Annotated in this window: 9 protein-coding genes; 5 read left to right on the forward strand and 4 right to left on the reverse strand. The window is 50.2% G+C overall.

The window, feature by feature from the left end; genetic code table 11:
- The first annotated feature begins 115 nt into the window (after nucleotides 1–115).
- Nucleotides 116–1,291 carry a hypothetical protein gene (locus ACZ50P_RS14220; protein ID WP_464118355.1) on the forward strand — a complete coding sequence of 392 codons (1,176 nt, stop codon included), beginning with the start codon at nucleotides 116–118 and terminating at the stop codon, nucleotides 1,289–1,291.
- Between the two features lie 155 nt (nucleotides 1,292–1,446).
- Nucleotides 1,447–2,733, forward strand: coding sequence for a homogentisate 1,2-dioxygenase (gene hmgA / locus ACZ50P_RS14225; protein WP_464118356.1), 1,287 nt, complete (start codon nucleotides 1,447–1,449; stop codon nucleotides 2,731–2,733).
- Nucleotides 2,734–2,769: 36 nt separating this feature from the next.
- On the opposite strand, the gene ACZ50P_RS14230 is transcribed toward hmgA, so the two are convergent.
- The 4 genes from ACZ50P_RS14230 to ACZ50P_RS14245 all read right to left on the reverse strand — a co-directional run bounded on the left by ACZ50P_RS14230 (nucleotide 2,770) and on the right by ACZ50P_RS14245 (nucleotide 7,365).
- Nucleotides 2,770–3,531, reverse strand: coding sequence for a UDP-2,3-diacylglucosamine diphosphatase (locus tag ACZ50P_RS14230; RefSeq protein ID WP_464118357.1), 762 nt, complete (start codon nucleotides 3,529–3,531; stop codon nucleotides 2,770–2,772).
- Nucleotides 3,531–5,183, reverse strand: a complete 1,653-nt coding sequence (ftsZ, locus tag ACZ50P_RS14235) for a cell division protein FtsZ (RefSeq protein WP_464131930.1) — start codon at nucleotides 5,181–5,183, stop codon at nucleotides 3,531–3,533. The genes ACZ50P_RS14230 and ftsZ overlap by 1 nt, the downstream gene beginning before the upstream one ends.
- Before the next feature lie 63 nt (nucleotides 5,184–5,246).
- Complete coding sequence (gene ftsA, locus ACZ50P_RS14240; RefSeq protein WP_464131932.1) at nucleotides 5,247–6,497, reverse strand: cell division protein FtsA; 1,251 nt, start codon at nucleotides 6,495–6,497, stop codon at nucleotides 5,247–5,249.
- 121 nt (nucleotides 6,498–6,618) lie between these two features.
- Complete coding sequence (locus ACZ50P_RS14245; protein ID WP_464118360.1) at nucleotides 6,619–7,365, reverse strand: cell division protein FtsQ/DivIB; 747 nt, start codon at nucleotides 7,363–7,365, stop codon at nucleotides 6,619–6,621.
- Nucleotides 7,366–7,569: 204 nt separating this feature from the next.
- On the opposite strand from ACZ50P_RS14245, the gene ACZ50P_RS14250 reads away from it, so the two are divergent.
- The 3 genes from ACZ50P_RS14250 to ACZ50P_RS14260 all read left to right on the forward strand — a co-directional run bounded on the left by ACZ50P_RS14250 (nucleotide 7,570) and on the right by ACZ50P_RS14260 (nucleotide 12,099).
- Entirely contained in the window at nucleotides 7,570–9,105 is a 1,536-nt protein-coding gene (locus ACZ50P_RS14250; protein WP_464131934.1) for a methyl-accepting chemotaxis protein, read from the forward strand.
- 88 nt (nucleotides 9,106–9,193) lie between these two features.
- Nucleotides 9,194–10,120 (forward strand): universal stress protein, encoded by a 927-nt coding sequence (locus tag ACZ50P_RS14255; RefSeq protein WP_464118362.1) that lies wholly within the window; start codon nucleotides 9,194–9,196, stop codon nucleotides 10,118–10,120.
- A 158-nt stretch (nucleotides 10,121–10,278) separates the two neighbouring features.
- The gene (locus ACZ50P_RS14260; protein WP_464131936.1) at nucleotides 10,279–12,099 is read left to right on the forward strand and encodes a hypothetical protein; all 1,821 of its coding nucleotides are present in this window, start codon (nucleotides 10,279–10,281) and stop codon (nucleotides 12,097–12,099) included.
- The last annotated feature ends 4 nt before the right edge of the window (nucleotides 12,100–12,103 follow it).

Genomic DNA, 12,103 nt, shown 5'->3' on the forward strand with positions numbered 1-12,103 from the left:
AGCGAAACCGCTCTTGTGTCTCAATGTAAAACGAGGGCCACGCTTTTCTCCACACTTCTTACATTTTTGTTAAACTTATAGGTATCTGACTGTCGAGGTACGTACGATGACAAAAATGCTTTTAGTCGCACTGTTGCTGATATCCCCTTTTGCATCCGCCAAAAAGAACAAGCTGGAGCAAGGTTCTTTGCGAACCCGCGGTTTGCTGAAAAAAATATCCTGCAGCTATCAGGGCCATGGGAAAACTCCGACAGGAGAGAGCATTGGTTCGATTGATTTTGCGGATCCCGAAAAAACGGTGTGCGACCCGCTTTCGGGTGAAAGCAGTTCTAATACCAACCAGGGGCTTTTTGCAAAGTTGATCGTCAAAGGACCTGAGATGACGACGCCGGTAAGATCGGTGATGGACTTCTATAACAAAGGCCTTCGCCTGGAGCAGGATTTATATTTTGCTGATGTCAATGTCCCGACTCGCCCGTTCACTTCCGGCTTTTCAACAAAGTCCGGAGAAGTCCTGCTGGATGCCAATGGCGAAAAATTGATTGAAAACTTTGCTATCGAATACACTTCCGTGCTGAAGCTTTCGGACCAGGATCGTGAAGGCCATTACGAAATTTCTTTGTTGTCCGACGACGGAGCGCGCTTGTTTGTCAAGGAGGGGGACAGCTGGAACGAGCTGGTGAATAACGACGGCAATCACCCGACCCGCCTGGGCTGCCCGTACCGAACGATTGAGTTGAAAAAAGATTCGGCCATTCCGATCAAACTTCTTTACTATCAGGGACCACGCTATCATATCGCCAATGTGATGTTATGGAAGCATCATAAAAAAGCCCACTCTTGGAAGAAGCCTGCCTCTCATTCCCTGTGCGGCATTCAAAGTAACACTTTCTTCTTCAATCCTAACAACGGTAAGAAGCAGGCCGCGATGAAGGTGCTGGAGCACATGGGCTGGGATGTTGTTGCCCCCGCCAACTTCCAGATGCCGGATTTAAAACCCAACCCGTGCGTGGAGCCGGATTTAGCCATCAGTAACTTCCAGGTGGCCTCTGTTTCGGGTGCCACAGCCCGAATCACATGGTCCACCAATCTGCCAGCTAGCAGTCAGCTTTATATCGTGAATATATTCACGGGTGAGGAAATGTACACCACGCTGGATTCCGAACTGGTCACAAACCACGTGGCCGTATTGGATGGCTTGATCCATGGTCTGCAGTATCAGATCCAGGCCATCAGTGTTGATGCCAAAGGAAAAGAAGTTCGCAGTCAGCCGATCTTGCTTCTGCCCTAGCTCTTATTTCTCATCCCGGTTTCAAGCTTGAAGCCGGGACCAAAAATACAACGACTGACAGAGGCATTTGGTTGACGCTTCCCGCATTATTCAGCTCCCCGGTTGAGGGGCATCCCAGTTGACTTTTGCCCCCGGGACCTGATTATCTGTCCCTTATGGAAACAAAATATCTGTCAGGTTTTGGCAATCATTTTTCTTCAGAAGCTCGCGCGGGCGCTTTGCCCGCCGATCAAAACTCTCCGCAAAAAGCGCCTCATGGACTTTATCCCGAACAGCTCAGTGGCTCGGCTTTCACAGCCCCTCGCCACACCAATCTGTACTCCTGGCTGTATCGCATTCGTCCGTCAGTCATGCACAAGTCTTTTGTGCCGCTAAAGGATCTGACAGCAAAGACCTTCTTCAAACCTCAGCATATCAATCCCAATCAAATGCGCTGGAATCCATTAAAGGCACCTTCCGTGCCTGTAGATTTCGTGGAAGGCATTCGCACTGTTTGCGGGGCTGGCTCTGCTCTTGAACAAAGAGGTTTGAGTGCGCACCTTTATGCCTTCAACAAGAGCATGGGTTCACGTTATTTCATGAGCGCCGATGGTGACTTCCTGCTGGTTCCTCAAAAAGGATCTTTGCAGGTAAAAACAGAAATGGGCTTCCTGGAGCTGGAGCCTGGTGAAATCGCCGTGATCCCCCGAGGAATGAAGTTTCAGATCAACCCTCTTAACGGGGATCTTTGTACAGGATACATCGGAGAGAACTTTGGTGCTCCTTTCCGCCTGCCTGATCTGGGTCCTATTGGCGCCAACGGTTTGGCTCATCGTCGCCATTTCCTGACTCCTGTTGCAGCGTTTGAAGATCTTGAAGGAAAATTTGAGTTGATCGGAAAATTCGCCGGTGAACTCTGGTCCGCCGAAATGGGTCATTCGCCTTTGGACGTTGTGGCTTGGCATGGAAACTATGTTCCTTACAAATACGACCTGCGCAAGTTTAACACGATCAACACTGTCAGCTATGACCATCCAGATCCTTCGATCTTCACGGTACTGACTTCCCCCAGCGATACGCCGGGTGTTGCCAATGTGGACTTTGCCATCTTCCCACCTCGCTGGATGGTGGGTGAACACACCTTCCGCCCACCGTACTTCCATCGCAACTGCATGAGCGAATATATGGGTCTGATCTATGGCGAATATGACGCCAAGACCGCAGGAGGCTTCGTGCCAGGTGGCGGAAGTTTGCACAACTTCTATTCCGCCCATGGTCCTGACGTGGACGCCTTTGAAAATGCCAGCAACGTGGACTTGAAACCGCACAAGATCGAAGCCACCATGGCCTTCATGTTTGAGTGCCGTTCACCTTATATGGTGACTGATTTCGCGATGGAAAAAGATTTCCTGCAAAGCGATTATCAGGACTGCTGGCAAGGTTTTAAAAAATACTTCAAATAAAAAAAGCCGGGGCAACCCGGCTTTCTATTTTTTGCTTTAAGGCTCATCTTCAGAGGGTAGATAAACCCACTCACCCACACCATTTTTCAGGCAGAAAACTTTCACACGTTCTTCAAACCACGAGCCCAGATTAATAGCGCGGACACGATGTCCGTTAATTGTTTCTGTGTGATCATCAAAGACATGCATGTGGCCTGATACAATCAGATCAAACGGCTTTTGCGCATAAGCCGTGGCTGTATGCCCGCGGATCATTGAGATCAGTTCACCTTCATTGGACATTCGGTAGTGCCCGCTGCGTTCACGACTTTTTTTGCTGGCTTTGTTACCCAGATGATCCCAGAATTTACCCGGCAAAATATTTCCCAACGGCTTGACGTAGGGATTGCGGATGATACTGCGGTATTTGAGATATTTCTGATCGTTCATATTGATCAGATCGCCATGTTCACAACGCACGCGAACGCCATCAATCAGATAGTACTGTGCCTCGACAAAAACTTCGATCCCCAGACGCTTCTGGAAATAACCTTCGACATGCACATCATGGTTGCCTTCGATGAAAGTGATACGGGCACCCGCCTTGCGCAAATCACCCAGAGCTTTCATCAGAGGATCAAACTTTTTGGCAAAGTAAGTGTGTCCGCCCACCCACAGATCGAAGATATCCCCGAGCATGAAAAGGTGAACTTGCTGCGGATTTCCCGCCAACAAAGAACGCAAAAAGCGCAACAGGATTTTCCCATTGCGCTCTTCAGCGGTTTTCAAGTGAATGTCGGATATGAACCAGGCTTCCACTATTCTTTATTCAGATCGAAACCTTGTTTCTTGCGGATGAAGGCAGGAACTTCAAGATTCTGGCTGGAGAATGGAGAGCTTAGAACTTCACGAGCCATGCGACGAGCTTCTTCCAAGGACTGTTGTTCATGATCTACGTTCATGGACAACTGCTCTGGATTGCTGTGCTTGGATTTCAAGTCCTGGCTTTCTTTGAAAGCGCGGGCTTTTGCCAACAACATGTCACGTGGAGACAGTGAAGATTCCACTTGCGGTTGAATCGGTGTTGCCACTTCCTGGGAAGGAGCCACCGGAGTCTGAGCAGCCACATTTTGTGCGGCCTGCTGAGCCACTTGCGGAGTCACGGCAGCCACAGGAGGAACAACCACAGTCTCAGTGACCTGAGGAGCTGCCTCTGTCTGCTGTGGTTGATGCGTAAAAGTCATAACCTGGGACTGAACCGCAGAGATCGGCGGAAGTTCAACCGCTGGCATCTGAGGCATCGCAGGCATTTGTGGCATGCTTGGCATTGCCGGCATTTGCGGGAACTGAGGCATTTGCGGCATGGTCGGCATCTGTGGCATTTGCGCCATTTGCTGCGGCATTTGCGGCATTTGTGGCATCTGCATGTTCATCCCGCCAAACTGCGCTGCATTTTGGTTCAGGAAGTTTTGCATTTGGTTCACTTGCGCCATGTCGTTCACTAGTTTCACATCGTGAGAATCGAAACCAGTCGCAATCACAGTCACACGAACTTCATCGCCCATGCTTTCATCGATAACCGCACCGAAGATGATTTCCGCGTCTTCGTGAGCTGCTTCTGTGATCAGAGTGGACGCTTCGTTCACTTCGTACAAGGATAGATCAGAACCACCAGTCACGTTGATGATGATGCCAGTTGCACCGTCGATTTTTACATTTTCAAGAAGTGGAGAGGAAATCGCTGCTGTTGCCGCTTCAACCGCACGGTTGTCACCTTTAGCAGCACCAGTTCCCATGATCGCAATGCCTTTGGAAGACATAACTGTACGGATATCTGCGAAGTCCAAGTTGATCAGACCGCGGATATTGATCAGATCAGAGATACCTTTAACAGCTTGCAAAAGAACTTCATCGGCTTTTTTGAAAGTTTCCAGAAGCGGAGTTCTTTCAGCTGCGATGGAAAGAAGTTTTTGGTTCGGGATCACGATCAGAGTGTCCACGTTTTCTTTCAGATCCGCCAAACCGCCTTCAGCGTGCTTGCCACGTTTTTTACCTTCGAACAAGAAGGGCTTTGTTACCACACCGATAGTCAAAGCACCCAGTTCACGAGCGATCTTTGCCACGATCGGAGCGCCACCTGTTCCAGTACCACCGCCCATACCGGCAGTGACGAACACCATGTCTGCGCCTTCCAATTTTTCAACGATTTCGTTGTAGGATTCAATCGCAGCTCTGCGACCCACATCCGGATTCGCCCCTGCGCCCAAACCTTTTGTCAGATCAAGTCCCAATTGGATTTTGTTCGGGGATTTGCTGGCATTCAAAGCTTGGATGTCTGTGTTGGCAACGATGAACTCCACACCGTTCATGCCGGACTCGATCATCGTGGCAACAGCGTTACTTCCGCCACCGCCTACGCCAACGACCTTGATATTTGCTCCGATATTGATATTTTCTTCCAATTCAAACATTTCGATCCTCCCCACAGAATCATCCACCAGCGCTAAGGCTTCGGCGGACACAGAGTAAAAAATTTAAAAAATCTGTCCAAAAAAGTCTTTGATCTTCTTAGTGATGCCGTCCAAGGATTCACCAATGTTCACTTCCTGCTGTTGTGCCTGAAGCAGATCTTTTCTCTGCCCCAATGCCCACATCAGAAGACCGACAGCGGCGGAGAATTCTCCAGACTTCACCACATCTGTCAGGCCGCCGATTTCGCGAGGAGCCCCTCTGCGAACCGGGATATCAAAAACAAACTCACCCATCTCAATCAGGCCATCCAGATTGCTGGCACCGCCCGTCAGCACGATCCCGGAACCCAGCATCGGCATCAGACCGCTCATACGAATGTCATTGGCGATCAGATTCAGAGTTTCCTCTGCACGCGCCTCAATAACATCCGCAAGATCTTTGCGAGGAATCACACGGGACTTGCGTCCACCGACACCTTCGACTTCGATAGTTTCGTTTTCATTAACCATGGAAGCCATGGCACAGCCATGCTTCTTTTTAAGCTCTTCCGCCGCAACCTGAGGGGTGCGAAGCCCCACAGCCACGTCGTGAGTAAAGTGCTGACCACCCACTGGAATCACAGAGGAGTGCGCCATGCTGCCATTGACGAAGTAAACGGCATTACAAGCGCCGCCACCCATATCAACCACACACACGCCCAGATTTCTTTCATCGTTAGAGATCACAGCCGTCGCCGAAGCGAGCTGAGAAAGAACCAGGCCTGCGATTTTAAGACCCGCTTTTTCAACACATTTAACTGTATTATTGATAGCACTCTGACCACCGGTCACAATGTGCACGTTGGCTTCCAAACGAATGCCCGACATGCCGATAGGATCGGTGATCCCGTCCTGGCCATCGACTTTGAATTCTCTTGGAAGAACATGCAGAACAGAGCGATCCGCCGGAACAGCCACCGCTTTGGCGGCTTCGATCACGCGGTCAATTTCAGAGGCGGTGACTTCGCGGTTTTTGATCGCCACCATGCCCTTGGAATCAAAAGAGGAAATATGAGAACCGGCAACACCCACCCAGACTTCTGAGACAGTGTAACCGGACATCAATTCTGCTTCTTCTTTTGCTTTTCTGATGGAATCCGTAGTGGCTTCGATGTTAACAACGACACCTTGACGAATCCCTGTGTTGGGAGCGGTGCCGACGCCTGCGACTTCAATTTTTCCTTCGGGATTGACTGTGCCGATGACGAAAGAGACTTTGGTAGAACCAATGTCCAAGCCAGCCAATACCGGAGCTTTGGGTTTCGATGTACTCATCCTTAAGTCCTCACGGATGCCTAAACTAATAAAGCTTCTGTAAGACCACCCGATAAAATCATTTCAAGGGGCTATAAAGTGGGGCATCTACCCGACTTTGATCGGTCTTCCAGACTTAAGCTTAGGGATCCTTACGCAACCTGACAAGGACTTTCTTTGACAGATTCGCGTCTATGACGCGCGCGTCAAACTGGCGGGATTCAAGATAGTCGACAACCTGACTGACTCGTGCAGACTTCAAAGACACTTGGTCTTCGCCCATCTTCACCTGGATTCCTGTTTTGATCATGGTCATCCAGAAGCCTTCTTTGTTGTCGTAACGAATTTCAGAAATTGTTTTTCGACTGAACGATCCTTCAGCAGGAATCTGCTCGACCAGATCCACGGCTTTCTTGCGCAGCTCTGCTTTCTTCATGAAGCTGTCGCCCTCAAGAAGGACAACATCCGGAGCCTGTTTGCTTTCAACAGGATCCAAAAGCTCTCCTCCCTTAATGATGGGAACCAGCTTTCCATTTTTGCCCATATAAAGAAGCTTCACTTCATAGGGACGAACACGCACTGACAAAGTTGTCGGCCAACTGCGCTTGATGTTCAGGCTTTCCACCCAGTTCATCGCCTTCACATCGCGTGACACGGACTTCAGTTTGATGTTCCAAAGCGATAGTCCCTTGTACTTCTCAAGCGAAGCTTCCAGGCGATCCACGTGAGGGCGCAGGAATTGCTCTTGGCCTGGGGGTGGATTTTCCAAAATAACTTCCACTTTACCAATATCAAAGAAGCCGTTTTTATTAAGATAGAAAAGCGTTCCCGCCAATGAAAGCGGTAAGATAATAAATCCAAAGATAAGTTTCAAAACGAACTTCTTCACTGAAGTGACTCCGCAAATCCTTTGCTGCCGTGACTTTTAGATTAGCAACAAGATCGCCAACAATGAAACGCTGTCCGCAAAACACGACCTAGGTCTCTGCCCCGACCAAGATCCCAATCTGTCAATTAAACTCATTGAATACGAATTTAGAACTATATTGTTTTTGTAATGTTCTCCGATACCTCCATGTCGAAGGAGTTCAGCATGAAGTTTGGCAGCAAAGTGATCCTTAACGTGGCAATATCGTGTGTAATTTGCACCATCGCTGCTGTTGGTATCTCTTATTCAAAGATCCACCAACAAGGTCGCGATCAGTTGATTGACAAGTCCCGCGCCATCCTTTCGCGCCTGGAGTCCATTCGTTCTTACATTGCCCTCAGCGACAACCTGCCAAGCGAATTCGCCCGCACTGTTGAAGCTTATCCCGATGGCAAGCTTCCCGAGGAGGTGCGCAAAAACCTTCTGCGCAAAGTTCCCATCTTCGCCTCTATCGTCGTCGGTTTTGAAAATGCCGAGCAGGATGGCTACAAGTTCCGCGTCTTTGCCGAGGCTCCAAGACGTGATCAGAACAAAGCTACCGCAACTGAATTGGAAATTCTAAAGCGCTTTGAAGCCAATCCTGAACTGAAAGAAATTATTGAAGGTGACAACAATCAAGTGATTGTCTATCGCCCGGTCCGCCTGTCCGAATCCCAGGGCTGCCTGCTGTGCCATGGCAACCCGGCAACCAGCCCGTGGGGGAACGGCAAAGACATTTTGGGTTTCCCGATGGAAAACTGGAAGGACGGAAAACTGCACGGCGTATTCGCCGTCACTTCCTCCACCGATGGTGTTTCCACCGCGGCCACCAATACCACCACGTCCATTCTGATCTGGGCCCTGATGATCACTCTGTTGATCCTGTTGGCATCCTACGTCCTTCTGCGCTCCCCTCTGAATGCCCTGCTTGCGGCTATCAACAAACTCAACTCAGCGGGGGCACAGGTTTCCACAACTGGAAACGAGATTTTCACCTCCAGTCAGAATCTGAGTGACTCCGCGGTGAAGGCAGCGGCCTCTATCGAAGAAACCTCTGCTTCCACAGAAGAGGTGTCCAGCATGGTTAAGATGAACAGCCAGCACGCCAACAAAGCCCGGGATCTGGCCCAAACCGCGCAGGAAAAAGCGCGTGTGGGTGAAAATGAAGTCCAAAAACTGACGACCTCCATGGATGACATCTCTTCCAGCTCCAAAAAGATTGAAGAGATCATCACCGTCATTGACGATATCGCCTTCCAGACCAACCTGCTGGCCCTGAATGCCTCTGTCGAGGCGGCACGAGCGGGTGAACACGGCAAAGGCTTTGCCGTCGTTGCTGACGCTGTTCGCAGTCTGGCCCAACGAAGCGCCACTTCCGCCAAAGAGATTTCTCATCTGATCAACGACAGTGTCGAAAAGATTGAGGCCGGACATGAGGTTGTTCGTACCAGCGCTGAATCCTTGAAAGAGATTGTTACGACCATCGAACAACTTTCCTCTTTGAACACCGAGATCTCTTCTGCCAGCACAGAGCAAGAACAGGGCATCACCCAGATCAATCGTGCGTTGAACGACATGGATAAGATCACCCAGGCCAATGCTGCCGCCGCGGAAGAGTGCGCTGCGGCCTCTGAAGAGCTTACGCGTCAGTCATCTGTGATGGAAGAAGCAGTCCAGCAACTCAATGTTATCATTACAGGAAAGCAGCAACAGGCTGCCTAAAGTCATTTCTTTGCCGCAGATATGATCTGAATCATGGACCCGCAGACTTAAAGTGTTATCCTTCATTCAAGACGAAGGAGGATAACACATGAGTTCCCATTCACTTCTAATCGCCGATGAGCTTGAGGGCAAAGACGAGGTCACTCTGAGAAGGTCCCAGGTCAATCGCAAATTCGCCTCGGACCTCTCTGTTCGCCTACAGTGCTCCGTCGACCTGATCTATGTTAAAACTCTTAAAGACATCCCCGGTCGTCTGTCTTTAAACGCCAGCGAAAAATCCAAACTAATTGCCCAGAAAACGCAACAGCTGGCTCCGGTGATGAAAAGCTTCACTCGTCCTGGCAAACTGATCGTTAAGTTTGGCTCGCCTCTGCGCGAGATCTCCAATGCCGTTAAAGATTCCCACAACATTGAGGCTCTGATTCTGGGCTCCCGCGCTTTGAGTGGCATGGATCGCTTCTTCCTTGGCAGCGTCGCCGAAGAGGTCGTTCGCTATGTCAAACGCCCTGTCTTTATCCTGGGCCCTGGAACACAAAATGATCAATACGCACTTTCAGAAAGAAAAGAACTGCGACTAATCATCGCCACGGATCTGACCAAGAAATGCCGGGCTGCTGAAACCTACGGAATCAGCTTAGCCAAGCGCTTGGGAGCCAAAGTGCTGCTCTATCATTCTGCTGCGGAAACTCTGCGCACGGTCGAGCAATATGTCTTTGCCTCTGGCGAAGCGACTCCCAGCATTGACTCAATCTTCGAAGACATCAAAAAAGACGCCATTAAGTCTATGGAAAAGCGAGTGACTCGCCTGAAAGCCAAGGGCATTGATTGTGAAAGCCACATTGAAATGGAAAAAACCCCCTTTGCCGACACACTTCTAGCCAGCCATAAAGATTCCATGGATCTGATTTGCATGGGCGATGATAGCAGTGGCGGCCTGTTCACTTCCCTGTTGGGAAGCAACTTGCGAGATATGATCGCAAAGTCGCCGGTTCCGGTCGTCGTCGTCCGGGGCTAGGCACATCAAAAGCGCTCCGTAATTTCAACGCGTCTCAATCTGAGACGCGTTTTTTTATCCTGCGTGTCGGCCCCTCTTCGTCACTTGTTCATCGGCTGGACGATCGTAAGCCCCTGGTTTTCCTATGAAGTGGACGGACTCTTGCACCTTCACAGGGCATGAAACGAATGTGTCTTGCGCTCACAAATATCCTGTTCACTTTTTTGGCTCTGGCCAGTCAGGCTGAAACAAAAAAAATCTGCACCATGACCCTGAATTCAGCCGACGAAAAGCAGGTTCTGCAAGACCTTTATGCATCGGAAAAAGTCGAAGTCATCGAGCTGGTTCCAAGCCAGAACAAAAACCCTTATTGGCTGCAGAATGCCTGCAACGCCGGGATCGAGTGTGACGTGCTGCTGGTTTCCGGTCACTTTGGCGGTGTGTTCTTTGGTGAAGGTGTCAGCACCACTTTGGATTTGAAAGAACTTGAACGCTTGAGCTGCTCAAACTCCTGTCCGGGAATTTTAAAGAAACCCAAAGATGTCTTCCTGATGGGATGCAACACCCTGGCCACCAAAACCCGCGACAAAAGGTCCATCGAAGAATACGTGGAAGTATTGATTAAAAATGGCTTTCCTCGGGATTTAGCCGAACGCGTGGCCTTTTCCCGCTATTCTGATTTCGGCATGAGTATCAGCCAGATCTTTGCGTCGGCCTTCCCTCATGCAGAACGCCTGCATGGGTTTTCCAGCACAGGCCCCCTGGGAAAGGTCGCAGGTCCCCTGCTGCGCCAGGCCCTGCGCGGAACCAGCGCGGAAACATTCTTCAGCAAAGGCCCGGATACCACCCGCCTGAATAAACTTTTTGCCGGAAGCAGTTACCGCATCGTGGAGCCGCGCAAAGAACTGGATCAAAACTATAAAACCCTGACTTGTAATGCCTTTTCCAGCAGCCCGAACCATAATCAGGATGCGATCGCCTTCCTGTCCCAAAAACTGCACCTGAAGAAGTATTATGAGCCCCTTTTAGAGGCGACCGAAAATCCTGTCTTTATGAAGCTGCTGAAAGAGACCCTGGAAAAATCCCCCGAGGTCGCCCGGAACTTTGAATCCTTCTTTGCCGAAATCAGCACTGCCCGTTCACTGCCGCTAAAGATGAAGATGCAAATCGTTGATCTGCAACACCAGTTGGGACTGCTGCCAGAGGTCGTGAAATTCGATCTGCAGGAACAAATGATCCGCCGGCGCCTTGGCGAGGGACTGAACTTCATCATCACAGATCAGTTCTGCGCGATGAAAGATCAGCTTAAAGAGATTGAACTCAAAGCCTCGTGGCTTCGCGCCTCCCCGGACGCCTTTCAGTTTATTCCCCGCCTGAGTCAGTGCTTCGGCGGATACGATGCCGGCGTTGAGGGACTGCTAAAAGAAATGATGTACAGTGCCGACCCATCCATGCGTCGAGAGTCTTTGCGTGCCTTGAAGGGGCACTTTCACTCTCAAGACTATCGCGAGCTACTGAAGGCCTCTGCCCAATGGCCTCGCCGGGACCGTTTTGAACTGAAGTACAGCACAGGACTGAACAGTCCCACGGAGTGGCTCAGCGCTGATGTTCAGGCTTGCCTGAAAAATGCCGCCAGGGGCAGCACCAGCTCGGATCGGGACGGTGCCCGCTGGAGCTGTTACAACAGCCATGATATATCCGTTGATTCACCGGTAAAGTGCCATGAATTTGCAGGTCAGTTTGAAACTCAAAGTGTGACCGGCATTGCCTGGAGCTGTTTAACCCGCTTTGAAACAGACATCCATCTGGGGGCCTGCCTGGCTTCAGCGGAACATATTGCTGATCCGGAAAACTCTGATGACGTGCGCTGGTACTGCTGGTCCAAATTGTCCCAGCAAAATCAGCTGAGCCGTTCCGAGTGCCTGGCCCTGGCGTCCTCGATGAAAATTCAAGGCAACCGCTTCAAGGCCAATTGGAATTGTATGAACCGTCTTAAATAAAATC

The sequence above is a fragment of the Bdellovibrio sp. CKG001 genome (genome assembly GCF_055397465.1).

Coding starts and splice junctions, on each gene's coding strand:
- ACZ50P_RS14220 (WP_464118355.1), top strand. CDS start 116: ATGCTTTTAGTCGCACTGTTGCTGATATCCCCTTTTGCATCCGCCAAA.
- hmgA (WP_464118356.1), top strand. CDS start 1,447: ATGGAAACAAAATATCTGTCAGGTTTTGGCAATCATTTTTCTTCAGAA.
- ftsZ (WP_464131930.1), bottom strand. CDS start 5,183: ATGTTTGAATTGGAAGAAAATATCAATATCGGAGCAAATATCAAGGTC.
- ftsA (WP_464131932.1), bottom strand. CDS start 6,497: ATGAGTACATCGAAACCCAAAGCTCCGGTATTGGCTGGCTTGGACATT.
- ACZ50P_RS14250 (WP_464131934.1), top strand. CDS start 7,570: ATGAAGTTTGGCAGCAAAGTGATCCTTAACGTGGCAATATCGTGTGTA.
- ACZ50P_RS14255 (WP_464118362.1), top strand. CDS start 9,194: ATGAGTTCCCATTCACTTCTAATCGCCGATGAGCTTGAGGGCAAAGAC.
- ACZ50P_RS14260 (WP_464131936.1), top strand. CDS start 10,279: ATGAAACGAATGTGTCTTGCGCTCACAAATATCCTGTTCACTTTTTTG.